Source organism: Pseudomonas sp. S44, assembly GCF_016624805.1.
GTDB classification, from domain to species: Bacteria; Pseudomonadota; Gammaproteobacteria; order Pseudomonadales; family Pseudomonadaceae; genus Aquipseudomonas; species Aquipseudomonas machongensis.
The window spans coordinates 1-26,020 of record NZ_JACVTY010000026.1; the positions used below are offsets into that span (position 1 = coordinate 1).

Here is a 26,020-nt window from a genome sequence, read left to right on the forward strand (position 1 = left end):
CGGTCCGGCGCCCCGACTTGTCCCGCGAACAAGATAACGCGCTGCATGGCACCGGCTTCGCCGGTGATCGCGGGACAAGTCGGGGCGCCGAACCGCCGCTCCCACAATTAACACCGCAGTATTCAGAAGTTGCGGAGCTCTTGTAGGAGCAACGGTCTTGCTCAAAATCTAAAGACCAGCCCAATCCCTGTGGGAGCGGGCTGGTCCCGCGAACACGGGCGTAGCCCGTGCCATGCAGCGCGTCGGGGCGCCGAGCCCTCGCTCCCACAGAGGGAGCGGTTCTGCCTTGCGACTTGCCCGCGAAAAGGCCGGTCCTGACTCAGCACACCTCGATCAGAACAACTTCACCGTATAGCTCAGGATCAACCGGTTCTCATCGATATCGGTCCGGTAGTTGGACCGCGCCATGACATTGCGAACCCGCACCCCCAGCCCAGCCAGCGGCCCGCTCTGCACCACATACGCCAGGTCCAGATCGCGCTCCCGGTCACGCCCTTCGAAGCCAAGCCCGGTGTCCACATCCCCGCCCTTCACATAGCGCAGGGTCGAGGTCAGGCCGGGAATGCCCAGGGCCACGAAGTTGTAGTCATGGCGCACCTGCCACGAACGTTCCCCCGGCGCCGAGAACTCGTAGGTTGGCAGCGTGTTGCCCATCGGGTTGGTGTTGGCTCCGACCTGGATGAAGCCATCCTTGCCGCCGATCTGCTGGTAGCCCACATAGAAGGTATGCCCGCCAGTCTTGGCCGAGAACAGGCTGAACAAGGCATGGTTGTCGTAGTCACCGGCAATCTTGCGACCGTCCTCGCGGGCGTCGAAGTACCCGGCATTGACACCCAGCGTCCAGTCGCCCACCGGCTCGGCGTGCTTGAAGCTGTAGAAGCGCTGCTGGTAGATATCCTCCAGTTGCGCCTGCCACACCCCGACGCTGGTGCGGTTGTCGTTGAAGGCATAGTCGGCGCCGACGTAGTTGAAGCGGTCGCTGGTGAAGCGCGCCAGCCGCGACGGGTTGATCGGGTCGTTGACCAGCGCATACATCTTCTGGCTGTTGGACGAGTCGCGCAGGCTGGTGGAGCGGAACTGGCCGGCGTTCAAGGTCAACCCGGCGATCTCGCGGGACTCGAGCATCGCCCCCTGATACGTTGGCGGCAGCAGGCGCAAGTCGCTGAACAACAGCACTGGCAGGTTGGGCATCAGCTCACCGACCTTGAGCTCGGTCTGCGACACCTTGAACTTGATCGCCGCACCCAGGCGGCTGTACTCGTCCGCCGACTTGCCGCTGGCAAGGCTCGGCAGCAGGCCCGACTTCGAATGTTCCGGGCTGCTGTCGAGCTTGAAGCCGAGCAGCCCGGTCACATCGAGGCCGACACCCACCGTCCCCTGTGTATAACCGGAGCTGGCATTGAGGATGAACCCCTGCGCCCATTCCTGGGTACGGGACTGGGTGCTGGCACCCTTGATATCCGCATAGTCGCGGCTGAAGAAGTAATTGCGCGCCTGCAAGGTGGCGCGGGCGCCTTCGATGAAACCGCTGTCTTCGGCAGAGGCATCGAGGCACAGCGCTGCGGCGACGCAGCCACCGGCCAGTCGGGTAGCCGATGAAAAACGCTGGGAAATCTGTACGTGCATGGGGAGCGACTCCTGGATTCGGGCAACAGCGATCCACCGCGGCAGCCTGAAGGCCGCCGACGTGCGGATGGCGTGATGAAGGGATCAGGCGGGCGCCAGGCCCGCCGGGCTACCGTTGCGAGAAGCGGTCGACCACTAGCGGTTGACCAGCTTCGCGGGCAGCGCGATCACCAGGAAGCAGCTCAGGATCAGGCAGCCGGCGAACACCCACAATGCCGCATGGGAGGTACCGGTGAGATCGGTCACGATGCCCATCAGCGAGTTGCTCACCAGGCCCGCGATATTGGCCAGCGAGCAAGCCAGGGCGAAACCGGTGGCCGCGGCGGTACCCTTGAGAAAGGTCGCCGGCAGGCTGAAGAACACCGGCACCGCACCGATGATCGCCGCCGAGGCGATGGCGAACAGCGCCACGGTCATCACCAGGTTCTGGCTGAACAGGGTGCTGCTGGCCATGGCGATGGCGCCGATGATGAACGGCACGATGATGTGCCAGCGACGCTCGCGATGACGGTCGGAACTGGCGCCGATCATCAGCATGCCGAGTAGCGCGGCCAGGCTCGGAATCGCAGTGAGCAGGCCGATGTGGAAGGTGTCGCTGACGCCTGCATCGCGGATGAAGGTCGGCATCCAGAACCCCATGGCATAGGCACTGAGCAGGATCGAGAAATCGATGCCGCCGAGCATCCATACCTTCAGGTTGAAGAAGCCATCGCGGAAGCTGTGCTTGCTGCCCTTGCCCTCGGCATCGTCCGCAGCCAGGTCGCTGGCCAGTTGCGCCTTGTCATCGTCGGACAGCCATTTGGCCTGGTGGAAATTGTTCGGCAGGGCCCAGAAGGTCAGGATACCGAGCAGCACGCTGGGGATCGCCTCGAGCAGGAACAGCCACTGCCAGCCATGCAGGCCGTGGACCTGGTCGAAGTGCCCCATGATCCAGCCAGAGATCGGCCCGCCGATCACGCTCGACAGCGGCAAGCCGATCATGAACAGCGCGATGATGCGCCCACGCCGGTAGGTCGGATACCACATGGTCAGGTAGTACAGCACGCCCGGGAGGAAGCCCGCCTCGGCGGCCCCGAGCAGAAAACGCAGGATATAGAACTGGGTGGTGGTGGACACGAACATGGTGCAGGCCGACAGCAGGCCCCAGGTGATCATGATCCGGGCAATCCAGAGCTTGGCACCGACGCGCTCCAGGATCAGGTTGCTCGGCACCTCGAAGATGATGTAGCCGACGAAGAACAGCCCGGCCCCCAGGCCGTAGGCTGCGGTACTGAACTGCAGGTCTTCGAGCATCTGCAGCTTGGCGAAGCCGACATTGATACGGTCCAGATAGGCCGCGAGATAGCAGAAGCACAGGAAGGGAATCAGCCTCCATGTGATCTTGCGGTAGAGCGCTTGTGTGCCTTGGTCGGTTGCACTGTGAACCGCGGTTGCATTCGCAATTGGCATTTCTTGTCTCCTGGCGGCGACTTTGTGGTTGTTTTTAGGCCAGCAGTTTTCGACGCTCCAAGAGCGCCGCACACTACAGGCGGCTGTCCAGGGCAGCGTCACAAGACCCCGAGTGCTCCTGCGGGGCGACCGTCCGCACAGCGGACGGCGATGGAACGGGCGTTCCTGCACCGTTCCTCGATTGTTATGGGTACAAGGCGCCCGACTCAGTCGGCCAGGCGCTTGAGTTGCTCCATGGCCTCCTGGCGGCTGACGACATCGCCGTACTTGCTGTCGATGTCGAACAGGTTCGCTTCGTGCGGATCCTCATGGCGATCGCCGACGCACTCGCGCACCACGATGGTCCGGAACCCGTGCTGCAGCGCATCCACCGCACTGGCGCGGATACAGCCGCTGGTGGAACAGCCGGCCAGCACCACGGTGTCGATCCCTTGTGCATGCAACAGCGGTGCAAGGCTGGTGCCGAAAAAGGCGCTCGCATACTGCTTGCTCAGCACCACTTCCTGCGCCAGTGGCATCACCGCCTCGCAGAATGCAGCCAGTGGATTGCCCTCGACCATGTCCTTCATCACCGGCGCCTTGCGCACCCACACGCCACCATCGGCAAAGTGCGGGGGCTGGTAGCGGATATTGGTGTGGACCACCAGAGTACCGCAGTCACGCGCCAGCGCCAGCAGGCCGCTGGCCTGCTCGACGGCCGACACCACGCCGGGGGCGTAGAGTGGCGCACCGGGGGTGGTATAGCCCTGCATGAAGTCGATCATCAGCAGGGCCGCCTTGCGGCCGAAGCCGATGCGCTGGCCCCACACGCCCTGGTAGTTGTCACGGGCGCTCTGTGCGTCGCTCATGTCCGTCTCCCGTTTCAGTAGGCGCCCGACAGCAGGGCACCAGCGCCCGGAACCACAGGCTCCAGGTCCAGTGCCTTGAGCATGGCGTAGGTGGTGGCGATGGCCGCGGTGACCACCGGCTTGCCGGTCTGTGCCTCGACCTTGGCCACGGCGGGTAGCGACTGCATCTGCACGCAGGCCGACAGCACCACCACATCGACGCCTTCCAGGTTCATGCCGGCGACGATGCCCGGCAGGTTGGCCGGATCATGGCGCGCCACGGCGAGGTTGTCGGGGATCTCCAGCGCACGCCAATCCTGAACCTCGAAGCCCTCTTCACGGATGTAGTTCACCACCAGCTCGGTCAGCGGCTTCATGTAGGGCGCGACGATGGCGATGCGCTTGGCCTTCATGACGTGCAACGCCTCGACCAAGGCACCTGCACTGGTGATCACCGGCGCCAGCGCGTCGTTGTCGGCGGTGGCTTTCTGCAGGCGTTTCTCCGACTGGCGGTGATAGCCCAGCCCCATGGCCATGATCGCCACCAGGCACGCGTAGCCCAGCACGTCGACCTTGGCGTCGGACAACTCCACCGCGCAGCGATCGGACTCGGCGTCCATCGCCGCCAGTTCTTCCTTCTTCACCTGCTTCATGCGCATGCGGCTGGAGTGGAAGGTGAAGCGCTCCGGGCGGATCGCCTGGCGCGCGGTGAGCATCGCCGGGATCTCGGTTTCCATGGTGGTGTTCGAACTCGGCACGATCTGGCCGATGCGATACAGCTTGGTCATGTCTCGTGCTCCTTCAGACGAGGGAATGGTCGAGGAAATCGCCGAAGGCGGCAAAGAAGCCTTCGAGGTCGTCCCAGGGAATCATGTGGCCGGCGTTGTCGACCTGAACCACCTGGATGTCCGGCTTGAGCTCGCGGATCTCGGCGATGTCCTGCGCCTGGATCACACCGCCACGCCCGGCCACCATCAGCAGCGCCGGCTGGCGCACGGCGGGCAGGTCCTGATGGATATCCACCTCGTGGAAATCGTTGAAGGCTCGCACGATCGCCGGCTCGTGGCAGGTGTGCAGCCATTCGGCGCGCAGGGCCAGTTGCTCGTCGCTCCAGGTCGCGCAGAAGGCGCGCATGTCCTCACCGGTCATGCCGATCGTGGCCTGGCGGATCGAATCGACGTACCACGGCAGCTTGCTCGGATACTCGCGCCGGCCCGGGCCGGACACCGGCGGATCGATCAGCACCAGGCGCTGCAGGCCTGGCGCGCCCTGGGCGGCAGCGCGAATGGCGAAGCGTGCGCCCATCGAATGGCCGACCAGGTGATAACTGCCAAGCCCAAGCGCTGCGGCGAAGGCCGGAATGTCGGCGGCGCAGGCGTCGGTGCCATAGTCCAGGCCAGGACCGCTGGAGGACAAGCCACGCCCGCGCACGTCCAGCACATAGGTGTCGAAGTGCAGACCGAGGCGCTCGGCGACGAACCCCCAGGTGATCGCCGGGCTGGTGATCCCCGGCACCACGATCAGCGCCGGCCCTTTGCCGCCGTAGCGCAGGTAGTGCTGGCGGATGCCGTTGGCGCTGACGTTGCCGCCGGCGACGAAGCTGCTCATGCCGCCTCCCCGCTTTTCAGTTCCTGGCCGTAGAGGTCATAGCCGTAGACCCACGCCGGGTCTTCCTGGGTGTAGAGGAAGGTGTTGGCGTTGGACACCGACTGCACCCGCGAGGCGCGTTCCTTGCGGTTGGCTTCGTAGAGGGCGAAGGCGGTGCGGTGGTCGGACAGCCCGGTTTCCTGCAGGCAGCGGGTCAGCATTGCCGCGTCCTCGATGGCCATGCAGGCGCCCTGGGCCATGTGCGGCTTCATCGGATGGCAGGCATCGCCCAGCAGCACCAGGCGGCCACGGCTCCACAGCGGCAGCGGGTTGCGGTTGCGCAGCGGCCACTTGGTGATGGACTCGGTCGCGTCGATCAGCTTGTGCACCGTCGAGTGATAGCCCTCGAAGGCGGCGCGCATCTCTTCCTGGCTGCTGTCCACGAACGGACCCTGGAAGTCCCAGGCCTCGTGCGGTACGCCGGTGACGAAGTAATACTCGTCGCGTTTGCCGGTGGTGTAGTAGACCATCATGTGACGATCGTCGGTCCACCACTTCACGCAGTCCTCGAACACGTCCGCGTGCTGTTTGAGCTTGTCGCCGCGAATCAGCGCACGATGGGCGACCCAGCCGCTGTAGATCGGCGCTTCGGCGCCCAGCAGTTCCTCGCGGATCTTCGAGTGGATGCCGTCGGCACCGATGACGATATCGGCCACGGTATGAGTGCCGTCGGCGAAGTCCAGGCGCACCTGGTCACCCTCGTCGACGATCTTTTCCAGGCGCTTGCCGAAATGCACGGTGCCCGGCTTGATCGCCTCGATCTGCAGCGCGTGCAGGTCGCCGCGGTGGATGGTGATGTACGAGGCGCCGTACTCGCGGCGAGCGAACTCGCCCAGCGGGATCCGCGCCAGGTAGTCGCCGGTCTTGCCGTCGCGGCTGAACCAGAAGTCCGGGTGCGAGCTCATCAGCTCCAGCTTCTGCTCGAGGCCCATGCGCCGGAAGATCTTCATCACGTTGGGGCCGATGTGGATGCCCGCACCAAGGCGGGTGAACTCCGGCGCCTGCTCGAACACCTCGACGTCGAACCCGGCCTGCTGCAGCAACGTAGCGGCCGCCGCCCCACCCAGACCTGCACCGACGATTGCGATTTTCTGCCTACCCCGCATGGGTATGTCTCCTCTTGTTCTGATGTGTTGCCAGCGGTTCGGCCGCTCGACGATTTAGAGTGTATACGCTCTATTTTTTTAATTGGAAGAGGCAGTGCGAAATATTTTCAAGGACCGCGATCAATGGCGATAACGCGGTAATTGTTACCGCAAACATTGGAATATGTGTGGATAGGTAACGTTTGATCGCAAGGCTTGCGCTAATCGGCGGGATGCGCTTTCATCTGAGCAAATATGGTGTACACACTATTGTTTTGCACCGAGATGACGCGCCCGGCACTGCCGTGGTGCAGCCGCTCGACCCTTGAGTCCTGACCAGGAGAACCCCCATGCCGGTGAGCAATGCAGAGCTGACCCAGATGTTCGAACACGTGCTGAAACTGTCTCGGGTTGACGAAACCCAGAGCGTCGCCGTGCTCAAGAGCCACTACTCCGACCCGCGCACGGTCAACGCCGCGATGGAGGCCGCGCAGCGCCTGAAGGCCAAGGTCTATGCGGTGGAGTTGCCGTCGTTCAACCACCCCACGGCGATGGGCAACGACATGACCGCTTACTGCGGCGACACCGCGCTGACCGGCAACATCGCCGCCCAGCGGGCGCTGGAAGCGGCCGACCTGATCGTCGACACCATGATGCTGCTGCACTCTCCCGAGCAGGAGCAGATCCTCAAGACCGGCACGCGCATCCTGCTGGCGGTCGAACCCCCGGAAGTACTGGCGCGCATGCTGCCCACCGAGGACGACAAGCGTCGCGTGCTGGCCGCCGAGACCCTGCTCAAGCAAGCGCGCAGCATGCACGTGCGCTCCAAGGCCGGCAGCGACTTCCACGCCCCGCTCGGCCAGTATCCGGCGGTCACCGAATACGGCTACGCCGACGAGCCGGGGCGCTGGGACCACTGGCCCAGTGGCTTCCTGTTCACCTGGCCGAACGAGGACAGCGCCGAAGGCACGCTGGTGCTGGATGTCGGCGACATCATCCTGCCGTTCAAGAACTACTGCCGCGAGCGCATCACCCTGGAGATCGAGAAAGGCTTCATCACCGGTATCCACGGCGGCTTCGAGGCCGAGTACCTGCGTGACTACATGAAGTACTTCAACGACCCCGAGGTGTACGGCATCTCCCACATCGGCTGGGGCCTGCAACCCCGCGCGCAATGGACCGCCATGGGCCTGCACGACCGCAACGACGGCATGTGCATGGACGCCCGCGCCTTCTACGGCAACTTCCTGTTCTCCACCGGCCCAAACACCGAGGTCGGCGGCAAGCGCAAGACCCCGTGCCACCTGGATATCCCGCTGCGCAACTGCGATATCTACCTGGACGACCAGGCCGTGGTGCTGGCCGGCGAGGTGGTCGCGCCCGAGGAGTCCAAGGCCCGATAGGGGTTATACTGGCCCGGCGCTCCGCTTTCGGGGGCCGGCCAGCCAACCCACACAGCCCAAGCCATCACATGCCGAAGAAAACCGCCCCCGTTGCCACCCCGCTCGACACCACGCCCTATGACGTCACCGAACAGATCGGCCACCTGCTGCGCAAGGCGTACCAGCGGCATACGGCGATCTTCCAGCAGCAGGCGTGCGACCCACAGCTCACCTCGATCCAGTTCGTCACCCTGTGCGCCCTGCGCGACCATGGGCCCAGCTCCCAGGCCGAGCTGATCAAGGCCACGGCGGTGGACCAGGCGACCATCCGTGGCATCGTCGAGCGCCTCAAGGCCCGCGAACTGGTGCAACTGTCGCCAGACCCGGACGACCGGCGCAAGGTCATCGTCGAGCTCACCGAGAGCGGCTCGGCGCTGCTCGATGCGATGATTCCCTGCGCACGACAGATCAGTGAGCTGAGCATGGGCAGCCTCAATGCCGGGGAGCGGGTGGCGATCCTGTTCCTGCTGCGCAAGATGATCGACAGCGACGAAGTGGCTGGCTAGCACCGCACCGCCCCTACCCCTTCCATTCCATCTCTGGCCTGCTTCTTGCTCACCATTTCATGTAGTGAGTACTTACCGAAAAAGCGCACCAATTGTGTTCTTTGGTAGCGCCCCAGAGATGAGCCAACAATGCAAACAACCATCTCCCTGCGGATCAACGGTCAGCCTGTGGATGTCAGCGCCGACGCCGACACACCGCTGCTGCTGATCCTGCGCAACGACCTGTGCCTGAACGGCCCCAAGTACGGCTGCGGCCTGGGCGAGTGCGGTGCCTGCACGGTAATCATCGACGGGGTGGCCGCGCGCTCCTGCGTGATTCCGCTGGCCGGCGCCGAAGGCCGCGAGGTCATCACGCTCGAAGGTCTCGGTAACAAGGCCGCACCGCACCCGGTGCAGCAGGCGTTCATCGACGAACAGGCGGCCCAGTGCGGCTACTGCATGAACGGCATGATCATGACCGCCAAGGCCCTGCTCGACCGTATCCCCAATCCCACCGACGAACAGATCCGCAACGAACTGTCCGGCAACCTCTGCCGCTGCGGCACCCACGTCGAAATCCTGCGCGCGGTGCGCCGCGCCGCCGGCCGCCAGGCCTGAGATCCGGAGAACCTCATGAATCACTCGCAACAGGTGCCTTCACGCGAGCAATTGCTGGCCAGCAGCGGCGTGCTGCTGATCGTCGACGAGATCACCCCACCCTCGGGGCCGGTTGCCAAGGGCGTGACACCGGTGATCAAGGACCGCGAACTGGCACTGTTCATCGCCGTCAGCGACGACGGCCTGGTTTATGCCTTCAATGGCCACGTCGACCTGGGTACCGGCATCCGCACCTCGCTGGCGCAAATCGTCGCCGAGGAGCTGGACCTGCGCATGGACCAGGTGCACATGGTGCTCGGCGACACCGAGCGTGCGCCGAACCAGGGCGCGACCATCGCCAGCGCCACCCTGCAGATTTCCGCCGTGCCATTGCGCAAGGCCGCGGCCACGGCGCGACGCTTCTTGCTGCAGCAGGCCGCCCTTGAGCTGGGCTGCGCAGCCAATGCTTTGCGGATCGAAGAAGGCGCGGTGATCGCCGAAGACGGCCGTCGCCTACCCTTCGCCGACCTGGTGCGCGGACACAACCAGCAATTGCGCATCGCCGACGACGCCCCGCTCAAGGCCGTCGAGGACTATCGCCTGGTCGGGCGCAGCGCCGCGCGGGTAGACATCCCCGGCAAGGCCACCGGCGAGCTGACCTACGTGCACGACATGCGCCTGCCCGACATGCTCCACGGCCGGGTGATCCGCCCGCCCTATGCCGGTCACGACAGTGGCGACTTCGTCGGGAACAGCCTGCTGGCGGTGGATGAAAGCTCCATCGCCCATGTGCCTGGCGTGGTCGCCGTGGTGGTGATCCGCGACTTCGTCGGCGTGGTGGCCGAGCGTGAGGAACAGGCGATCCGCGCCGCCCACGACCTCAAGCTGAGCTGGAAGCCGTTCACTGGCAAGCTGCCCGACCTCAGCGACGTCGCCCAGGCCATCCGCGACAACCCCAGGGTGCAGCGCACCGTACTGGACAAGGGCGAGGTCGACGCGGGCATCGCCAATGCCAGCCAGCGCCTGAGCCGCAGTTACCTGTGGCCCTACCAGCTGCATGGCTCGATCGGCCCGTCTTGTGCCCTGGCCGACTTCACCGAAGGCCAGATCCGCGTCTGGTCTGGCACCCAGAATCCGCACCTGCTGCGCGCCGATCTCGCCTGGTTGCTGGAGTGCCCCGAAGCGCGCATCGAGATCATCCGCATGGAGGCGGCGGGCTGCTACGGCCGCAACTGCGCCGACGACGTGTGCGCCGACGCGGTGCTGCTGTCGCGTGCGGTCGGACGCCCGGTGCGGGTGCAACTGACCCGCGAGCAGGAGCATGTCTGGGAGCCCAAGGGCACCGCGCAACTGATGGAGATCGACGGCGGCCTGAACGCCGACGGCACGGTCGCCGCCTACGACTTCCAGACCAGCTACCCCTCCAACGGCGCCCCAACCCTCGCCCTGCTGCTGACCGGCGCGGTGGAACCGGTGCCGGCGCTGTTCGAAATGGGCGACCGCACCTCGATTCCGCCCTATGACTACGAACACATGCGCGTCACCATCAATGACATGACACCGCTGGTACGCGCCTCGTGGATGCGTGGCGTGTCGGCGATGCCCAACAGCTTCGCCCACGAGTCCTACATCGACGAACTGGCCTTCGCGGCAGGCGTCGACCCGGTCGAGTACCGCCTGCGCCACCTGTCCGACCCGCGTGCCATCGATCTGGTCAAGGCCACCGCCGAACGCGCGCAGTGGCAGGCGCACACCCAGCCCATGCAGGCACCCGCCGAGGGCGATGTGTTGCGCGGTCGCGGCTTTGCCTATGCGCGCTACATCCACAGCAAATTCCCGGGTTTCGGCGCCGCCTGGGCGGCCTGGGTCGCCGATGTGGCGGTGGACCGGCGCACCGGCGAGGTGGCCGTTACCCGTGTGGTGATCGGCCATGACGCGGGCATGATGGTCAACCCCGAGGGCGTGCGCCACCAGATCCACGGCAACGTGATCCAGTCCACCAGCCGCGTACTCAAGGAACAGGTGCACTTCGAGGAATCGACGGTAGCCAGCAAGGAATGGGGCGGCTACCCGATCCTCACCTTCCCGGAGCTGCCAGCCATCGACGTGATGATGCTGCCGCGCCAACACGAACCACCGATGGGCAGCGGCGAGTCGGCCTCGGTGCCGAGCGCGGCGGCCATCGCCAACGCGATCTTCGACGCCACCGGCATACGCTTTCGCGAGTTGCCGATCACGGCCGAACGGGTGCGTGCTGCGCTTGGCGGTAACGGCGAGGATTCGTCTGCGCCAGCACAGCCCGCGTCGAAACGCTCGAAGTGGTGGTTCGGCTCGATCGCCGGCGTGTTCGGTGCCGCCCTGGGCATGCTCGCCACCGCCCTGCCCTTTCGCACGGAAATCGCGCCGGTGACGCCTCCGGCGGCCGGCAGCTGGTCGGCGGCGATGCTCGAACGCGGGCGCCAGGTGGCGGCGGCCGGCGATTGCGCGGTGTGCCACACGGTCATCGGCGGCAAGGTCAATGCCGGCGGCCTGGCGATGGAAACGCCGTTCGGCACGCTGTACAGCACCAACATCACGCCCGATCCGGAAACCGGCATCGGCCGCTGGTCGTTCGCCGCCTTCGAGCGCGCCATGCGCGAGGGCATCAGCCGCGACGGCCGACATCTGTACCCGGCCTTTCCCTACACCTCGTTTCGCAATATCACCGACGGTGACATGCAGGCGCTGTACGCCTACCTGATGTCGCAGACACCCGTGCGCCAGGAGGCCCCGGCCAACGACATGCGTTTCCCGTTCAACCAGCGCCCGCTGATGGCTGGCTGGAACGCGCTGTTTCTCAAGCGCGGCGAGTATCAGCCCGACCCGCAGCGCAGTGCGCAGTGGAACCGCGGCGCCTACCTGGTCGACGGCCTCGGGCACTGCACCGCCTGTCACTCGCCGCGCAACCTGATGGGCGCGGAAAAAACCGGCAAGAGCTACCTGGCCGGGGGCATGGTCGATGGCTGGGAGGCGCCAGCACTCAACGCCTTGGGCAAGTCGTCCACGCCCTGGAGCGAGAGCGAGTTGTTCACTTATCTGCGTACCGGTTTCTCCGACAAGCACGGTGTCGCCGCCGGGCCCATGGGGCCAGTGGTCAGCGAGCTGGCGACCTTGCCGGAGAGCGACGTGCGGGCCATTGCCCACTACCTGAGTTCACTGGACGGCGAGCCGCAGACGGTCGCGACCCAGGCTGCGCCTCAGGTCGATACGCAACTGTCCATCAGCAATGGCGAGCGGGTATTCAAAGGTGCGTGCATGGCCTGTCACAGCGATGGCCTGGGGCCGAAGCTGTTCGGTGTCAGCCCGTCGATGGCGGTCAACAGCAACGTGCACAGCGATGTGCCGGACAACCTGCTGCGCGTGATCTTGCACGGTATTCCAACGCCTGCGACCCGCGACCTGGGCTATATGCCCGGCTTCAGGGATAGCCTCTCGGACCGCCAGGTGGCGGACATGGCCGCCTACCTGCGCCAGCGTTTCGCCGCCGACAAACCGGCCTGGCAAGGGCTGGCGGCGAAGAGCGCGCAGGTACGCGCCAACCCCGGCAGCCACTGAGGCTAGCGGCGCAGGCCGCGCAGGGCGAGATCGCTGATGAAGTCCAGCCAGTCGGCCTTGGCCTGCTTGTCGGCGAGGTCCACGGCGAGGAACGAGCTGAGCGTATGGCGGTTGGAGTTATAGAAATAGCAGAGCGAGGCAATCATCAGGTAGGCGTGAGTGATGTCGATGTCATTGCGGAACAGGCCCTTGGCCTGCCCCGCCTCGATGATCGGCCGCAGCACGCCGACCGCCTCGCCGGACAGCGCCTGCAGGTTCTGCGACTTGCGCGCGTGCTGGCCCTGGTGAAGGTTTTCGGTGGCCAGGATGGTAACGAACTCGGGATGACGCACGTAGTAGTCCCAGATGAACGCCACCAGTTGGCGCAACGCGCTCTCGGGGTCGGACAAGTCAAGGCGCAGCTTGGCCTCGGCCTGGTTGAAGCTGGCGTAGATATGCTCCAGCACGCTGATGAACAGCTTTTCCTTGTTGCCGAAGTAGTAATAGATCATCCGGTCGTTGGACTTGGCCAGCGTGGAGATCTGCTCGACGCGCCCGCCGGTGAAGCCCTCCTTGCTGAAGACCTTAACCGCGGCCTTGAGGATGTTGTCCTTGGTGCGGTCGGCCTGCTGGGCGCGAACACCGGTTTTGCGAGTCTGCATGTCGGTCCCTGTGGGGCTGGCCAGATAGCCAACACTGCCACAGACATGGGGTGGGGCGCCAACGATTGGAACGGGGTAACCGAACATGCAGCATGTCGACCGGCCCAGCAGATCGAACGCCTGCACAGGCCGATCGGGCTGGACCTGGGCAGCAAGTCGCCAGCGGAAATCGCCCTGGCGGTAATGGCGGATGTGCTGCGGGTGTATCGCGGCAAGGCGCGGGATGCGTTGTAGCCTGCCGAGCCCCTGTGGTGCACAGATGTGAACCACCACACGCCACCCCCTTGCCGCCCGCCAATCTCTTTCCCCACAATCCCCTCCACGCCGCACCACGACAGGGAACTCACCGTGCCATCCATCTATCAGCTCAAACCCCGCTTCCAGGCTCTGCTGCGCCCTTCGGTGCAGCGTCTCTACGATCGCGGCGTCACGGCCAACCAGGTCACCGTCGCCGCAGCGTTGGTGTCGGTGCTGCTGGGGCTGCTGCTCGCCTGGCTGCCCCACGTCACCTGGCTGTTCATCCTCGTCCCGGTGTGGATGCTGCTGCGCATGGCGCTCAATGCCGTCGACGGCATGCTGGCCCGCGAGTTCGGCCAGCAATCGACCCTCGGTGCCTACCTCAACGAACTGTGCGACGTGATCGCCGACGCGGCGCTGTACCTGCCCTTCGCGTTGCTGGTCGGGGTGTCGCCGGCACTGGTGGTGCTGGTGGTGTTGCTTGCCGTCATCAGTGAATACGCCGGGGTGATGGGCCCGCTGGCCGGTGCTTCGCGGCGTTACGACGGCCCGATGGGCAAGAGCGACCGGGCCTTTGGCTTCGGCGTACTGGGCACCGGCGTGGCCTTCGGCGTGCTGAATCCAACGTGGATCAACGGCCTGCTGCTGGTCATCCTGCTGCTCTCGCTCTATACCCTCTACAACCGGGTACGCCACGGGCTGGCCGAAACCCGCTGACCCCATCGCCGCAGGACAAGGACTTTCGCCATGCGCCAAGCGCAATCGCTGCACTTTTCGACCCACGACGGCGTCGAGCTGCACTACCGGCACTGGCCGGCCACCCGCAACGAGCACCAGCCGCGCCGGGCACTGGTGATGTTCCATCGCGGACACGAGCACGGCGGGCGCATGGCGCACCTGGCCGACGAACTGGACCTGCCCGGTTACGACATCTTCGCCTGGGACGCCCGTGGCCATGGCCTGTCGCCAGGGGCCCGTGGCGACAGTCCGAGCTTCGCCACCAGCGTGCGCGACGTGCAGACCTTCATCGAACATATCCAGGCGCGGCACGGTATCGCCGAGCCCGATATGGTCGTGCTGGCGCAGAGCGTCGGCGCAGTGCTGATCGCCACCTGGGCCCACGACTACGCGCCCAAGGTGCGCTGCCTGGTGCTGGCCTCGCCGGCGTTCAAGGTCAAGCTCTACGTGCCCTTCGCTCGCCCCGGCCTGAAACTGCTCAAGGCCCTGCGCGGCAACTTCTTTGTCAACAGCTACGTCAAGCCACGGCTGCTCACCCATGATCCGGAACGGGTGATGTCGTACACCGCAGACCCGCTGATCAGCCGACCGATCTCGGTGACCGTGCTGCTGGGCCTGTACGAGGCAGCCGACCGAGTGGTCGCCGACGCCCAGGCCATCCAGATACCGACCCAGTTGCTGGTGTCTGGCGCGGACTTCGTGGTGGAACGCGGCCCGCAGGAGCGTTTCTTCGAGCGCCTGGGCAGCCCGCGCAAGGAGATGCATATCCTGCCCGGCTTCTTCCACGACACCCTCGGCGAACGCGACCGCGCCCACGCCCTGGCGCGGATCGAGCGCTTCATCGCCCACTGTTTCGACGCACCGCTGCCTGCGCCTTCGCTGCTCGATGCCGACAAGGTCGGTGCCAGCTGCGCCGAGGCGGAGAGCCTGGCCGCACCGCTGCCGCACAACTCGCCGCGCGACCTCTACTGGCGCAGCTACCGCGCCAGCCTGCGCCTGGGCAAGGGGCTGTCCGAAGGGGTGAAGCTGGGTTTCGACACCGGCTTCGACTCCGGCAGCACCCTGGACTACGTGTACCGCAACCAGGCGACCGGCAAGGGCAAACTGGGCGAGCTGATCGATCGCAACTACCTCGATGCCATCGGCTGGCGTGGTATCCGCCAACGCAAGGTGCATGTCGAGGAACTGCTGCGCCTGGCCATCGCTCGCCTGCGCGAACAGGCACGACCTGTGCACATCGTCGACATCGCCGCCGGCCACGGCCGCTACATCCTCGAAGCGCTGCAGGAGCAATTGCCGGACTCGATCCTGCTGCGCGACTACAGCGAGCTGAACGTGCAGCAGGGCAGCGCGCTGATCGACGAAAAGGGCCTGGGCGAGATTGCCCGTTTCGTCCAGGGCGATGCCTTCGACCGCCAGAGCCTGGCGAGCCTCGACCCGCGCCCCACCCTGGCGGTGGTGTCCGGGCTCTATGAGCTGTTCGCCAGCAACCAACGGGTGGGCGACTCCCTGGCGGGCCTGGCCGACGCCGTGGAAGACGGCGGCTACCTGGTCTACACCGGCCAGCCATGGCATCCGCAACTGGAGATGATCGCCCGTGCCCTGACCAGCCACCGCGGCGGCGACGCCTGGGTCATGCGCCGGCGCAGCCAGGCCGAGATGGACCAGTTGGTGGAGGCGGCAGGTTTTCGCAAGATCGCCCAGCGCATCGACGAGTGGGGCATCTTCAGCGTCAGCCTGGCACAGCGGGTTCGCTGATGACGCGCGAAGCCGGGCTGATCCGGCGCGGTGTCCTGTGGCTGTTGCTGCTCGGGCCGTTCTTCTTCCTCAGTTACGGCCTGGCCAACACCTACACCGCCGGGCGCGACGATGTCGGCAGCCTGGTGTTCGGCTGGGAACGGCACATGCCGCTGTGGCCATGGACGATCATTCCGTACTGGTCGATCGACCTGTTGTACGGCCTGTCATTCCTGCTGCCGCTCACGCGTCGGGAGATGGACCGCCATGCCCTGGCGCTGTTGACCGCGCAGCTGGTCAGCGTCAGTTGCTTCCTGCTGTGGCCGCTGCGTTTCACCTTCGAGCGACCGGAACTGGCAGGCGTGTTCGGCTGGCTGTTCGATGTGCTGATGGGCTTCGACAAACCCTATAACCAGGCACCGTCGCTGCATATCGCACTGCTGGTGATCATCTGGAGCATGTTCGCCCGGCACACCCGCAAACCGCTCTGGCGCTGGGCCGTGCACGGCTGGATGGCCTTGATCGGGCTCTCGGTGCTGACCACCTGGCAGCACCACTTCATAGACCTGCCCAGCGGCGCGCTGGTGGGGCTGCTGTGCCTGTGGCTATGGCCGCACCAGGGCGCGTTGCCGCTGCGCGAGGCGCATCTGGCGCGTGAGCCGAAACGCTGGCGGCTTGGCTTGCGCTATGGCATCGGCGCCCTGTTGTGTGCGCTGCTGGCCTTCAGGCTGGGTGGAGGGTGGCTGTGTTTGCTGTGGCCGGCAGTGGCGTTGCTGGTGGTAGCGCTGAACTATGTGCTGCTGGGAGCTGGCGGATTTCAGAAAGCTGCGGATGGGCATCTGTCGAACGCCGCGACCTGGCTGCTGGCGCCTTACCTGGTTGGCGCCTGGATCAACTCCCGAGCCTGGACCTGGCGGCATCCGCAGGCAGATGAAGTATGCGACGGGGTATATCTGGGACGGATTCCCGGATTGGGCGAGGCAGGTGATTTTGCGGCGGTGGTGGATTTGTGTGCGGAGCTACCCTGCCCATGGCCAGCCACAGCGCCTGTTGAACCAGTAGGAGCGGGCTTGCCCGCGAATGGGCCAGAACAGACAACCTACCTCAGCCTGCCCACCCTGGACCTCATCCCCCCAAGCCCCGCCCTGCTGCTCCAAGCCGCAGAAGCCATCGACCGCCTGCGCCAGCAAGGCCCGCTGCTGGTCTGCTGCGCCCTGGGCTATTCACGCAGCGCCAGCGCCGTGGCGGCCTGGCTGATCCACAGCGGCCGCTGCGCCGACATCGACGCCGCCGAAGCCCTCATCCGCCAGGCCCGCCCGGGCGTAGTACTGCACCCCGGCCACCGTCATGCCCTGCTGCAACTCGGAGTCCAGCCATGAACCTGCACCTGGTCGCCACCCTGCTAGCCCGTGGCCGACAACTGGAACGGCTGTCTGACGCCCTGACCCTGCTGGCCGTCGCCTACGGCCTCGCGCCACTGCTCGGCCTGCACCTGCATCCGCTGGCCAGTGCGCTATGCATCGTGCTGCTGCTCCTCGGCCTTGCCCACAAGTACTGGGCCGTGCGCGTGGCCCTGGATGCCGAGCTCTTCGATCGCCTGGCCAGCAGTACCCGGCTCACTGACGACACCCGCGCCCTGGACCGAGCGTTGTTCGAGTTGAACCTCAAGGCTCGCGCCGACGACCCACGCGACTGGCCAACTCGCAGCCAGGCTGCACTCACCCTGTTGCGCCGCCAGGCCCTGTGCCTGGGCCTGCAGTTGCTGTTGACCTTGGCTACCCTGCTGACACTGCCCTTCACCGGATGACCCGCACCATGCTCGCCGCCCTCACCGCCTTCGCCATCACCTCCGCCGCGCGCCTGATCACCGGCGCCCGTGCCCTGTGGCTCGGCTGCACGCCCCAACCGGTGCAGCGCCTGTACTTCGCCAACCACAGCAGCCACGGCGATTTCGTCCTGCTCTGGACCTCCCTGCCGGAGCCCTTGCGGCGCCGAACGCGGCCCGTGGCCGGCGCGGACTACTGGAACAAGCCCGGGCTGCGCAATTTCGTCATACGCAAGGTGTTCAACGGCATCCTCATCGATCGCCAGCGCAGCGAGGGCCAGGACAACCCGTTGCAACCGGTGTTCGATGCCCTGGCCCAGGGCGATTCGCTGATCTTCTTCCCGGAAGGCACGCGCAATCTTGGAGACGATCCACTGCTGCCCTTCAAGAGCGGCCTGTTCCACCTCGCCTCTGCCCAGCCGGAAATCGAGGTGGTACCGGTGTGGATCGCCAACCTCAACCGGGTGATGCCCAAAGGCCGCGCCCTGCCGTTGCCGCTGCTGTGCACGCTGAGTTTCGGCGAGCCATTGCAGGTGCTGCCTGACGAAAGCAAGCAGGCGTTTCTCGAGCGGGCCCGTCAAGCCTTGCTGAACCTGGCCCCGAAGGAAGTCTGAGATGGATCACAACACCTTGTCCCTGTTCGCCGGCATCGGCGCCCTGCTGCTCCTGGCCAGCATCATCGGTCGCCTGCTCAAGTGGCGCGCAGCCTCCGCGCCGCACGCAGTGATCGACAACCTCAATGCACGCATCAACGCCTGGTGGGTGATGGTGCTGGTGATCGGTCTGGCCTTCGTGTTCGGCAAGTACGGCGTGATCGTGCTGTTCTATTGCGTGTCGTTCTACGCCCTGCGCGAGTTCATGACCCTCACCCCGACCCGGCGCAGCGACTACCCAGCGCTGGTGGCTGCGTTCTACGTAGCGTTGCCGGTGCAGTACCTGCTGATCGCCATGGACTGGTACGGCATGTTCAGCATCTTCATCCCGGTGTACCTGTTTTTGCTGCTGCCGATCCTGGCCAGCTTTGGCGGCGATACCACGCGCTTCCTGGAGCGCGCCTCGAAGGTGCAGTGGGGCCTGATGATCGCGGTGTACTGCGTGTCGTCGGTGCCTGCGCTGATGACCCTGGACATCCCCGGCTACGAGGGCCGCAACCTGCTGCTGATTGCCTGGCTGATCCTGGTGGTGCAGATCAGCGACGTGCTGCAGTACGTGTGCGGCAAGCTGTTCGGCAAGCGCAAGGTGGCGCCCAACCTGTCGCCGTCCAAAACCGTCGAAGGCCTGGCCGGCGGGGTGGCGTTGGCCACGCTGGTCGGCGCGCTGCTGTGCTGGATCACCCCGTTCAACTTCTGGCAGGCAGCGCTGATGGCGCTGACGGTCAACGCCATGGGTTTCTTTGGCGGGCTGGTGATGTCGGCCATCAAGCGCGACCGTGGGGTAAAGGACTGGGGGCACATGATCGAAGGGCATGGCGGCATGCTCGACCGCATGGATTCGGTGTGCTTCGCCGCGCCGGTGTTCTTCCACTTCGTGCGCTACTGGTGGGCCTAGAACAGCGCAGGGTCGGGGTGCAGCGGTATTGCGCCCTACCCACCCCTACCGATCCTCATCATCAATACCCCCCTGGGGTATAAGCCCTGCGCGACACCCCGCTGGCTCAAGCCCCTGAAGTCACTTGAGGTAGGAGCGCAGCAGCGCAGCCACCTTGTCCGCCTCTTCCTGGCGCTCTTGGATGCTCAGCCCGTCCGCCACCAGGTGCTCGCGGATATGCCCTTCCATGACCTCGGCCATCAGGCCGTTTACCGCCCCGCGCACCGCAGCGATCTGCTGCAGGATCGCGAGACAGTCCTTCTCCTGCTCGAGCGCCTTCTCCAGTGCGCCGGCCTGACCCTTGATCTTGCGCACTCGGGTCAGCAGCGACTTCTTGTTCTTCAACGTGTGTGCCATGGCGCCTCACATCATGATATGTATACTGGGGTATAGTATATTTCTGGATCATACGGGAGCATCATAAACCATGAAGGCCACCGCCTCTGACAAATGGCTGCACAGCCATCAGTTCCATACCAGCAACCTCGGTGCCGAGCGCAAGACGCGCCTGGCCGTCTGGCTCACGGCGATCATGATGGTCGCGGAAATCGCCGGGGGCTGGTTCTTCAACTCCATGGCGCTGCTCGCCGATGGCTGGCACATGAGCTCGCATGCCCTGGCCCTGGGCCTTTCGCTATTGGCCTACGCCGCAGCACGCCGCTATGCCACAGATCGGCGCTTTGCCTTCGGCACCTGGAAGATCGAGATCCTGGGCGGCTACTCCAGCGCCCTGCTGCTGCTCGGGGTCGCGGGGGTGATGGCCTTCCAGTCGGTCGAGCGCCTGCTCACGCCCGGTCCCATCCACTACGACGAGGCAATCTTCATCGCTGTGATCGGCCTTGGAGTCAACCTGATCTGCGCCTGGCTGCTGCGCGACGATCATGCCCACCACCACGAGCAAAACCATGAGCATGGCCACCACCAACACGACCTGAACCTGCGCTCGGCCTACCTGCACGTCATCGCCGATGCGGCGACCTCCGTGCTGGCTATCGTCGCCCTGGTGGCGGGCAAATTGTGGGGCGCCGCCTGGCTCGACCCAGTCATGGGCCTGCTTGGCGCAGTACTGGTGGCGCTTTGGGCAAGGGGGCTGCTGCGCGACACCGGGAGGGTGCTGCTGGATGCCGAGATGGACGCGCCACTGGTCGAAGAAATCCGCGAAGCGGTCGCCGCGCTGCCAGTCCAGGCGAACATCACCGATCTGCACCTGTGGCGCGTCGGCAAGGACCAGTACGCCTGCATCCTCGGCCTGGCCTGCACTACAGAGCTGAGTGCCGACCGTGTACGCCAGGCATTGGCGGAACACGAGGAGCTTGCGCATATCACCGTCGAGGTGAACGCCATAGCGCATCCAGACAGATGAACGTCGAGCGCAGGCAACCGTGCCTTTCGCCCAGCCCCTAAGGTGACGGGTCACTCAGCCCGTCATCAGGAGCCCTGCCATGTCCGACTTCATCACCGTCCTGCGCGAAACCTGTCCGACCCCGGTGGTCGATGCGACCAAGTGGAAACGCATCGGCGGCGACCCGCACACCGTCAACCTCAATGCCTACCTGTCGGCCGATGGCAGCAAGATCATGGGCACCTGGATCTGCACGCCTGGCAAGTTCGAGGTCAACTACGAGAAGTGGGAGTTCTGCCACTTCCTCGAGGGCTACTGCATCATCACCCCCGAAGGCGAAGAGCCCAAGCACCTCAAGGGTGGCGATGTGTTCGTCATCGAGCCCGGCATGAAAGGCACGTGGGAAGTGGTCGAGACCGTACGCAAGTACTTCGTCTTCGCCTGACTGCGGCCGACGGAGCGGGCGTGCAGCCGGGCCGGCAGGCTCAGCGCAGCGCCCGGTCCACCAGCACCTGCAAGCGACCACGAGAGCACTGCTCGACCCGCGCCTCGACGCCATATACCTGCGCCAGCAACTGCGGTTCGAGTACCTGCGCCGGGGTGCCGCAGGCCACCACCCGGCCCTTCTCCAGCATCACCAGGCAATCGGCATGGCTGGCCGCCAGGTTGATGTCGTGCAGCACCGCGACCGCCAACAGCCGATGGCGCACCACCCGCTCACGCACCGCATCCATCACCCGCAGTTGGTAGTGCAGGTCCAGGGCGCTGGTCGGCTCGTCGAGCAACAGCACCTGTGGATTGCGCGCCAGCAACTGAGCCAGGGCCACCAGTTGGCGCTGGCCGCCGGACAGGCTGTCCAAGCCTTGCTCGGCCAGGTGCTCGATGCCCAACTGGCGCAGCGCATCGAAGGCGGTCGCCAACAGGTCATCGGCAGCCCCCACGCGCAGCGCAGCGACGATGCTCTCCAGCACCCCGAGCGCCAGCCCCGGCGGCAGTTGCTGTGGCATGTAGGCCAGGCGCCGGGCGTGTTCGGCGAAACTCAGGCGGGTAACGTCCTCATCGCCCAGGTGCACCGCGCCCTGCATCCGCTCCAGTCCGGCCAGGGCCCGCAGCAGGGTGGACTTGCCCGCCCCGTTGGGCCCGACCAGCGCCACCAGGCTGCCCGCCGGCAGCGGCGGCAGGCTCAGTTGCTGGATGATCCGACGCGCGCCATAGCTGACCGACAGCCCTTCGATACGCAAGCTCACAACCTTCTCCCCCGCCGGAACACCAGCACCACGAACACCGGGACGCCCACCAGGGCAGTGACGATCCCCACCGGCACGATCACCCCTGGCAGGATCAGCTTGCTGGCGATCGACGACAGCGACAGCAGCAATGCCCCGACCAGCGCACTCGCCGGCAGCAGGAAGCGCTGGTCCTCACCCACCAGCAGGCGGGCGATGTGCGGGCCGACCAGGCCGATAAACCCGATGGTGCCGACAAAGGCCACCGCAGTCGCCGACAGCAGGCTGATGCGCAGCAGCGAAGCGACGCGCAGGCGCCGGGTGTCCACGCCGAAGCTGCGGGCGCGGTCTTCGCCCATGCGCAGCAGGGTCATGGCCGGGGCGGCGCGCAGCGAGAACGGCAGCACCAGCGCCAGCACCGCAGCAAGAATGCCCAGCTTCTGCCAGTTGGCCCGCGCCAGGCTGCCGAGGGTCCAGAACACCAGTTGCTGCAGCACATCCTCGGTGGCCAGCAATTGCAGCAACGACACCAATGCGTTGCAACTGAACACCAGCGCGATACCGAACAGCACCAGGCTCTCGACCCCGGCACCGCGCAGCCGCGACATGGCCTGCAGCAGCAGTACCGACAAGCAGGCGAAGACGAACGCCATCACCGTCACCTGGGCGCTCGGCGTCAGCCAGGCAACCGACAGCGGATAAGCGATGGCCAGCGACGCACCCAGCGCCGCGGCAGAGGACACACCCAGGGTGAAAGGGCTGGCCAGCGGGTTGTCGAGGATCGCCTGCATCTCGGCGCCGGCCAGTGCCAGCGCGGCCCCGACCAGCACCGCCATCAGCGCGTAAGGCAGGCGCACGTTCCAGATGATCACCCGTTCGGTGGCGCTCAGTGCGTTCGGGTCGAACACCCCATGCAGCAGTTGTCCGAGCCCCATGCCGGAGGCGCCGCTGGCCAGGTCGCCGAGCACCGCCAGCGCCAGCAGCACGGCCAGCCCTCCGACCAGCCCGGCGCGCCGCCAGAGCAGGCGCCGATAACGCCAGGCTGCCAGCGCGGCGCCGTCCAGAGCCTGGGCGGTCACTTGGTGTCGATCCAGTAGTGGCCGTCCAGGCCGACCTTCAGCAAGTGGTTGATGTCGGTCATGGTCGCTTGCGGATCCAGATCCTTGAAGCGCTCGGGGTGAACCCAGCGGGCCATGGCTTCGATGGCGAGGATGTTGAACGGCGAGTTGTAGAAGTCATGCCACAGGCCATGGGCCTGGCCATCGCGGATCGGGCGCAGTGGTGCGAACTCGGGGCGCGCGATGATCCTGGCCAGGCTCTGGCGTGCGGTATCGGCACTCACACCGGCGCCGAGCAGCACGCCGGGGGCACGGTTGCCGGTGGCGATGTAGACGTCCGGGTCGGCCTTGAGCACGTATTCGACGCTGACGTCGCCCAGCGCACCGGGCACCACGTCGGCGGCAATGTTGTGCCCACCGACCGCCTCGACCACGCTGCCCAGGCCGCTCTTGCCGGTAGTGTGCCCCGGCGCCTGCCAGACGCCTGCCAGCAGTTCGAGGAAGACCTTCGGGCGCTCACTGTCCTTGAGCCCCGCCACCTGGTCGGTGACGTGCTTGAGGTGGCTGTCGTAGAGGTCCAGGTATTCCCGCGCCTGCTGTTCGCGACCCAGCAAGGTGCCCAGGGCTTCGAGGCTGACGCGGGTGTTCTTGATCGGGTGCACGCGGAAGTCGATGAACAGTACCGGGATACCGGCCTGCTCCAGCAGGTCGGCGACCGGGCTGTGCTGGGTCGGACCTTCGCCGGCGATGCTGAAGATCGCCAGGTCCGGTTTCAGTGCCAGGATCTGCTCGGCGCTGACGCTCTGCTCCGAGGCCTGGCCGATCAGCGGCAGCTTGGCCACCTGTGGATAAAGCTTGGCGTAGACCTCGTAGGTGTGCGGGTCGAGCAGGCGCATGTCGTTCTGCCAACCAACCACGCGCTGGAACGGGTTGTCGCGATCCAGCAGGGCCAGGGCGAAGAACAGCCGCCCCTCGCCGAGGACGATACGCTGGGGCGCATGATCGACCTCGACCTTGCGCCCGAGCACGTCGGTAACCTGGGCGGCGCTGGCGGTCTGGAGAGTGCCGAGGCCTGCGGCCAGCAGCATGAGCAACGGCAGCAGGCGCCGCGCGGAACGGAGAATGGAAGGCATCGGAGGGCTCCTGGCAACAGCGGATGCGTGACAGAGAATCGGTCTCATTCAAGACCGGGCATTCTAGTCAGCGGGCTGCCCTTGCCAGTGTCCGGGTATGTAGTGGGATGTCAGTGAATCGTCATGGGTGACGTTTCATTACATTGGGGTTGCGGGGTGTTCTTCGCGGGCAAGTCGCAGCGGCAAACAACAGCTCCCACAGGTAACACAACAGTATTCAGAAGCTATGAGGGCTGTTGTGGGAGCGGGCTTGCCCGCGAAGAACCCAGCGCAATCTTTCAGCCAAGCATCGCCCTCAACGCCCGGCAATCCGCCGCATGCCAGTCCGCCAGCTCCGGCCAGGGGTTGTCGGGCAGGTTGACCAGCACCGTCCTGGCCCCCGCCGCCCGCCCGCAATCCAGGTCGAAGCGGTAGTCGCCCACCATCACCAGCTCCGACGGCGCCACGCCCCAGGCCCGGGCGATCTGCAACAGGCCATCCGGGTCGGGCTTGGGCGCCGCCTCGTCGCGTCCCAGAATGTGCTCGACCGGGAAGCAGTCCGCCAGGCCAATGGCCTCCAGCGTGACATGTGCCAGCTCCCGCGCGTTGCGCGTGAGGATCGCCAGTCGGCAGCCACGCGCCGACAGCTCGCGTACCAGCTCGACCGCGCCGGTCGCGGCCTTCGAGGCGATCGCCAGGTCGCGCTCGTGCTCCAGCAGCCAGGCGTGCTTGGCCGTGGCCTCTTCGTGGGGCAGCGCGGCAAGGTGGGTGAGGATGTCGGCCTCGGGCGGAATCTCCAGCGCCTCGCGGATCGCGGCAAAGTCGTGCACCGCCACGGTGAGGGTGCCGTCCATGTCGAACACCCAGTTGCGGACTTCGTGCAGGCTCATGCCCAGTCCTTGCGATGGCGGATCAGGCCTTCCTGGGTGGACGAGGCCACCAGTTGCCCGGCGCGGTTGAAGATGCTGCCGCGGGTGAAACCACGGGCGTTGCCGGCCCACGGGCTGTCGGTGGCGTACAGCAGCCAGTCGTCGGCACGCAGGTCACGGTGGAACCACAGTGCATGGTCGAGGCTGGCGATCTGCATATCCTTCTGCCACACCGATTTGCCGTGCGGCAGCAGCGAGGTGGTCAGCAGGCCGAAATCCGAGGCGTAGGCCAACAGGTACTTGTGCAGCGCCGGGATGTCCGGAAGGCTGCCGTCGGCGCGGAACCAGGCGTACTTCACCGGATCGCCCGGCTTGGGGTCGAACGGATCGCGCTCGGTCACCGGGCGGATCTCGATGGGTTTGGCGCACAGCACCTTGTCGCGGATTCGCTCGGGCAGCTTGTCGGCCATGGCGCGGGCCAGTTCGACTTCGCTGGGCAGGTTCTCGGGGCCGACTACATCGGGCATCTGCACCTGGTGTTCGAAACCGCCCTCGTCGTACTGGAACGACGCGCTGCAGGTGAAGATCGGATTGCCCTTCTGGATCGCCGTGACCCGGCGTGTGCTGAAACTGCCGCCATCGCGTACCCGATCGACCGAGTAGACGACCGGCATGCTGGCATCGCCAGGACGCAGGAAATAGCCGTGCAGGGAATGGACATGACGCGCGTCCTCGACCGTCTGGCTGGCCGCCGACAACGACTGGCCCAGCACCTGGCCGCCGTACAACTGACGAAAGCCCAGGTCCTGGCTACGACCACGGAACAGATTCTCTTCGATGGATTCGAGGCTCAACAGGTCGACCAGGTCGTCCAACACATGGCTCATCGGGGGCTT

25 protein-coding genes and 1 pseudogene are annotated in these 26,020 nt (G+C 65.7%); 13 read left to right on the top strand and 13 right to left on the bottom strand.

Going from position 1 to position 26,020, the window contains the following annotated elements; all coding sequences use genetic code 11:
• Positions 1 to 333: 333 nt before the first annotated feature.
• The 6 genes from IAE40_RS18565 to nicC all read right to left on the bottom strand — a co-directional run bounded on the left by IAE40_RS18565 (position 334) and on the right by nicC (position 6,655).
• Positions 334 to 1,626, bottom strand: coding sequence for an OprD family porin (locus IAE40_RS18565; RefSeq protein ID WP_063542690.1), 1,293 nt, complete (start codon positions 1,624 to 1,626; stop codon positions 334 to 336).
• Between the two features lie 135 nt (positions 1,627 to 1,761).
• The gene (locus IAE40_RS18570) at positions 1,762 to 3,075 is read right to left on the bottom strand and encodes an MFS transporter (RefSeq protein ID WP_063542688.1); all 1,314 of its coding nucleotides are present in this window, start codon (positions 3,073 to 3,075) and stop codon (positions 1,762 to 1,764) included.
• Between the two features lie 206 nt (positions 3,076 to 3,281).
• Positions 3,282 to 3,923, bottom strand: a complete 642-nt coding sequence (locus IAE40_RS18575; protein ID WP_200603667.1) for an N-carbamoylsarcosine amidohydrolase — start codon at positions 3,921 to 3,923, stop codon at positions 3,282 to 3,284.
• 14 nt (positions 3,924 to 3,937) lie between these two features.
• Positions 3,938 to 4,690: a maleate cis-trans isomerase family protein gene (locus IAE40_RS18580; RefSeq protein ID WP_054892653.1), complete on the bottom strand. Its 753-nt coding sequence runs from the start codon at positions 4,688 to 4,690 to the stop codon at positions 3,938 to 3,940.
• Positions 4,691 to 4,703: 13 nt separating this feature from the next.
• The gene (gene nicD, locus IAE40_RS18585; protein ID WP_200603668.1) at positions 4,704 to 5,510 is read right to left on the bottom strand and encodes an N-formylmaleamate deformylase; all 807 of its coding nucleotides are present in this window, start codon (positions 5,508 to 5,510) and stop codon (positions 4,704 to 4,706) included.
• Complete coding sequence (gene nicC / locus IAE40_RS18590; RefSeq protein ID WP_054892655.1) at positions 5,507 to 6,655, bottom strand: 6-hydroxynicotinate 3-monooxygenase; 1,149 nt, start codon at positions 6,653 to 6,655, stop codon at positions 5,507 to 5,509. Before nicC ends, nicD begins: the two co-directional genes overlap by 4 nt.
• A gap of 329 nt (positions 6,656 to 6,984) precedes the next feature.
• Between nicC and IAE40_RS18595 the strand changes: the two genes are divergently transcribed.
• The 4 genes from IAE40_RS18595 (at position 6,985) to IAE40_RS18610 (ending at position 12,752) form a co-directional block, all read left to right on the top strand.
• Positions 6,985 to 8,037, top strand: a complete 1,053-nt coding sequence (locus IAE40_RS18595; protein WP_063542680.1) for a 2,5-dihydroxypyridine 5,6-dioxygenase — start codon at positions 6,985 to 6,987, stop codon at positions 8,035 to 8,037.
• A gap of 68 nt (positions 8,038 to 8,105) precedes the next feature.
• Positions 8,106 to 8,582, top strand: coding sequence for a MarR family winged helix-turn-helix transcriptional regulator (locus IAE40_RS18600; protein ID WP_151926417.1), 477 nt, complete (start codon positions 8,106 to 8,108; stop codon positions 8,580 to 8,582).
• Between the two features lie 129 nt (positions 8,583 to 8,711).
• Positions 8,712 to 9,179 carry a (2Fe-2S)-binding protein gene (locus tag IAE40_RS18605; protein ID WP_200603669.1) on the top strand — a complete coding sequence of 156 codons (468 nt, stop codon included), beginning with the start codon at positions 8,712 to 8,714 and terminating at the stop codon, positions 9,177 to 9,179.
• A 15-nt stretch (positions 9,180 to 9,194) separates the two neighbouring features.
• Complete coding sequence (locus IAE40_RS18610; protein WP_200603670.1) at positions 9,195 to 12,752, top strand: molybdopterin cofactor-binding domain-containing protein; 3,558 nt, start codon at positions 9,195 to 9,197, stop codon at positions 12,750 to 12,752.
• Between the two features lie 2 nt (positions 12,753 to 12,754).
• Here the strand turns inward: IAE40_RS18610 and IAE40_RS18615 are convergent, their stop codons facing one another.
• Positions 12,755 to 13,393 carry a TetR family transcriptional regulator gene (locus IAE40_RS18615; protein ID WP_054892660.1) on the bottom strand — a complete coding sequence of 213 codons (639 nt, stop codon included), beginning with the start codon at positions 13,391 to 13,393 and terminating at the stop codon, positions 12,755 to 12,757.
• Between the two features lie 105 nt (positions 13,394 to 13,498).
• Here IAE40_RS18615 and IAE40_RS18620 point away from each other — a divergent pair.
• From IAE40_RS18620 to IAE40_RS18650, 7 genes and pseudogenes are all read left to right on the top strand, one after another.
• Positions 13,499 to 13,627, top strand: a pseudogene (locus IAE40_RS18620) (XdhC family protein); the annotation flags it as partial.
• A gap of 114 nt (positions 13,628 to 13,741) precedes the next feature.
• The gene (locus IAE40_RS18625; RefSeq protein ID WP_200603671.1) at positions 13,742 to 14,347 is read left to right on the top strand and encodes a CDP-alcohol phosphatidyltransferase family protein; all 606 of its coding nucleotides are present in this window, start codon (positions 13,742 to 13,744) and stop codon (positions 14,345 to 14,347) included.
• 30 nt (positions 14,348 to 14,377) lie between these two features.
• On the top strand, positions 14,378 to 16,126 hold the full coding sequence (locus IAE40_RS18630; protein ID WP_200603672.1) for a bifunctional alpha/beta hydrolase/class I SAM-dependent methyltransferase: 1,749 nt from the start codon (positions 14,378 to 14,380) through the stop codon (positions 16,124 to 16,126).
• Positions 16,126 to 17,484: a phosphatase PAP2/dual specificity phosphatase family protein gene (locus tag IAE40_RS18635; RefSeq protein ID WP_200603673.1), complete on the top strand. Its 1,359-nt coding sequence runs from the start codon at positions 16,126 to 16,128 to the stop codon at positions 17,482 to 17,484. Before IAE40_RS18630 ends, IAE40_RS18635 begins: the two co-directional genes overlap by 1 nt.
• Complete coding sequence (locus IAE40_RS18640; protein WP_200603674.1) at positions 17,481 to 17,912, top strand: hypothetical protein; 432 nt, start codon at positions 17,481 to 17,483, stop codon at positions 17,910 to 17,912. The genes IAE40_RS18635 and IAE40_RS18640 overlap by 4 nt, the downstream gene beginning before the upstream one ends.
• 8 nt (positions 17,913 to 17,920) lie before the next feature.
• Positions 17,921 to 18,544, top strand: a complete 624-nt coding sequence (locus tag IAE40_RS18645) for a lysophospholipid acyltransferase family protein (RefSeq protein WP_200603675.1) — start codon at positions 17,921 to 17,923, stop codon at positions 18,542 to 18,544.
• A gap of 1 nt (position 18,545) precedes the next feature.
• The gene (locus tag IAE40_RS18650; protein WP_200603676.1) at positions 18,546 to 19,478 is read left to right on the top strand and encodes a phosphatidate cytidylyltransferase; all 933 of its coding nucleotides are present in this window, start codon (positions 18,546 to 18,548) and stop codon (positions 19,476 to 19,478) included.
• A gap of 120 nt (positions 19,479 to 19,598) precedes the next feature.
• Here the strand turns inward: IAE40_RS18650 and IAE40_RS18655 are convergent, their stop codons facing one another.
• Positions 19,599 to 19,874 (bottom strand): metal/formaldehyde-sensitive transcriptional repressor, encoded by a 276-nt coding sequence (locus IAE40_RS18655; protein ID WP_153774481.1) that lies wholly within the window; start codon positions 19,872 to 19,874, stop codon positions 19,599 to 19,601.
• Positions 19,875 to 19,944: 70 nt separating this feature from the next.
• Here IAE40_RS18655 and dmeF point away from each other — a divergent pair, with 70 nt between their 5' ends.
• Positions 19,945 to 20,880 (top strand): CDF family Co(II)/Ni(II) efflux transporter DmeF, encoded by a 936-nt coding sequence (gene dmeF, locus IAE40_RS18660; protein WP_153774480.1) that lies wholly within the window; start codon positions 19,945 to 19,947, stop codon positions 20,878 to 20,880.
• Positions 20,881 to 20,959: 79 nt separating this feature from the next.
• Complete coding sequence (locus IAE40_RS18665) at positions 20,960 to 21,304, top strand: cupin domain-containing protein (protein ID WP_063542660.1); 345 nt, start codon at positions 20,960 to 20,962, stop codon at positions 21,302 to 21,304.
• Between the two features lie 40 nt (positions 21,305 to 21,344).
• On the opposite strand, the gene IAE40_RS18670 is transcribed toward IAE40_RS18665, so the two are convergent.
• The 5 genes from IAE40_RS18670 to tesB form a co-directional block, all read right to left on the bottom strand.
• Positions 21,345 to 22,106, bottom strand: a complete 762-nt coding sequence (locus tag IAE40_RS18670; RefSeq protein ID WP_200603677.1) for an ABC transporter ATP-binding protein — start codon at positions 22,104 to 22,106, stop codon at positions 21,345 to 21,347.
• The gene (locus IAE40_RS18675) at positions 22,103 to 23,164 is read right to left on the bottom strand and encodes a FecCD family ABC transporter permease (RefSeq protein ID WP_054892671.1); all 1,062 of its coding nucleotides are present in this window, start codon (positions 23,162 to 23,164) and stop codon (positions 22,103 to 22,105) included. The genes IAE40_RS18670 and IAE40_RS18675 overlap by 4 nt, the downstream gene beginning before the upstream one ends.
• The gene (locus IAE40_RS18680) at positions 23,161 to 24,276 is read right to left on the bottom strand and encodes an ABC transporter substrate-binding protein (protein WP_200603678.1); all 1,116 of its coding nucleotides are present in this window, start codon (positions 24,274 to 24,276) and stop codon (positions 23,161 to 23,163) included. Before IAE40_RS18680 ends, IAE40_RS18675 begins: the two co-directional genes overlap by 4 nt.
• A gap of 278 nt (positions 24,277 to 24,554) precedes the next feature.
• A complete protein-coding gene (locus tag IAE40_RS18685) occupies positions 24,555 to 25,145 on the bottom strand; it encodes an HAD family hydrolase (protein WP_065861541.1) in 591 nt (196 codons plus the stop codon).
• The gene (gene tesB / locus IAE40_RS18690; RefSeq protein WP_063542654.1) at positions 25,142 to 26,011 is read right to left on the bottom strand and encodes an acyl-CoA thioesterase II; all 870 of its coding nucleotides are present in this window, start codon (positions 26,009 to 26,011) and stop codon (positions 25,142 to 25,144) included. Before tesB ends, IAE40_RS18685 begins: the two co-directional genes overlap by 4 nt.
• Between the last annotated feature and the right edge of the window lie 9 nt (positions 26,012 to 26,020).

What these genes read in the sequence shown, in the direction of transcription:
- IAE40_RS18610 (WP_200603670.1), top strand. Translation starts at nt 9,195, where the DNA reads ATGAATCACTCGCAACAGGTGCCTTCACGCGAGCAATTGCTGGCCAGC.
- dmeF (WP_153774480.1), top strand. Translation starts at nt 19,945, where the DNA reads ATGAAGGCCACCGCCTCTGACAAATGGCTGCACAGCCATCAGTTCCAT.
- tesB (WP_063542654.1), bottom strand. Translation starts at nt 26,011, where the DNA reads ATGAGCCATGTGTTGGACGACCTGGTCGACCTGTTGAGCCTCGAATCC.
- IAE40_RS18595 (WP_063542680.1), top strand. Translation starts at nt 6,985, where the DNA reads ATGCCGGTGAGCAATGCAGAGCTGACCCAGATGTTCGAACACGTGCTG.
- nicD (WP_200603668.1), bottom strand. Translation starts at nt 5,510, where the DNA reads ATGAGCAGCTTCGTCGCCGGCGGCAACGTCAGCGCCAACGGCATCCGC.
- IAE40_RS18580 (WP_054892653.1), bottom strand. Translation starts at nt 4,690, where the DNA reads ATGACCAAGCTGTATCGCATCGGCCAGATCGTGCCGAGTTCGAACACC.
- IAE40_RS18645 (WP_200603675.1), top strand. Translation starts at nt 17,921, where the DNA reads ATGCTCGCCGCCCTCACCGCCTTCGCCATCACCTCCGCCGCGCGCCTG.
- IAE40_RS18600 (WP_151926417.1), top strand. Translation starts at nt 8,106, where the DNA reads ATGCCGAAGAAAACCGCCCCCGTTGCCACCCCGCTCGACACCACGCCC.
- IAE40_RS18680 (WP_200603678.1), bottom strand. Translation starts at nt 24,276, where the DNA reads ATGCCTTCCATTCTCCGTTCCGCGCGGCGCCTGCTGCCGTTGCTCATG.
- nicC (WP_054892655.1), bottom strand. Translation starts at nt 6,655, where the DNA reads ATGCGGGGTAGGCAGAAAATCGCAATCGTCGGTGCAGGTCTGGGTGGG.
- IAE40_RS18630 (WP_200603672.1), top strand. Translation starts at nt 14,378, where the DNA reads ATGCGCCAAGCGCAATCGCTGCACTTTTCGACCCACGACGGCGTCGAG.
- IAE40_RS18665 (WP_063542660.1), top strand. Translation starts at nt 20,960, where the DNA reads ATGTCCGACTTCATCACCGTCCTGCGCGAAACCTGTCCGACCCCGGTG.
- IAE40_RS18685 (WP_065861541.1), bottom strand. Translation starts at nt 25,145, where the DNA reads ATGAGCCTGCACGAAGTCCGCAACTGGGTGTTCGACATGGACGGCACC.
- IAE40_RS18640 (WP_200603674.1), top strand. Translation starts at nt 17,481, where the DNA reads ATGAACCTGCACCTGGTCGCCACCCTGCTAGCCCGTGGCCGACAACTG.
- IAE40_RS18650 (WP_200603676.1), top strand. Translation starts at nt 18,546, where the DNA reads ATGGATCACAACACCTTGTCCCTGTTCGCCGGCATCGGCGCCCTGCTG.
- IAE40_RS18575 (WP_200603667.1), bottom strand. Translation starts at nt 3,923, where the DNA reads ATGAGCGACGCACAGAGCGCCCGTGACAACTACCAGGGCGTGTGGGGC.
- IAE40_RS18570 (WP_063542688.1), bottom strand. Translation starts at nt 3,075, where the DNA reads ATGCCAATTGCGAATGCAACCGCGGTTCACAGTGCAACCGACCAAGGC.
- IAE40_RS18565 (WP_063542690.1), bottom strand. Translation starts at nt 1,626, where the DNA reads ATGCACGTACAGATTTCCCAGCGTTTTTCATCGGCTACCCGACTGGCC.
- IAE40_RS18605 (WP_200603669.1), top strand. Translation starts at nt 8,712, where the DNA reads ATGCAAACAACCATCTCCCTGCGGATCAACGGTCAGCCTGTGGATGTC.
- IAE40_RS18615 (WP_054892660.1), bottom strand. Translation starts at nt 13,393, where the DNA reads ATGCAGACTCGCAAAACCGGTGTTCGCGCCCAGCAGGCCGACCGCACC.
- IAE40_RS18655 (WP_153774481.1), bottom strand. Translation starts at nt 19,874, where the DNA reads ATGGCACACACGTTGAAGAACAAGAAGTCGCTGCTGACCCGAGTGCGC.
- IAE40_RS18635 (WP_200603673.1), top strand. Translation starts at nt 16,126, where the DNA reads ATGACGCGCGAAGCCGGGCTGATCCGGCGCGGTGTCCTGTGGCTGTTG.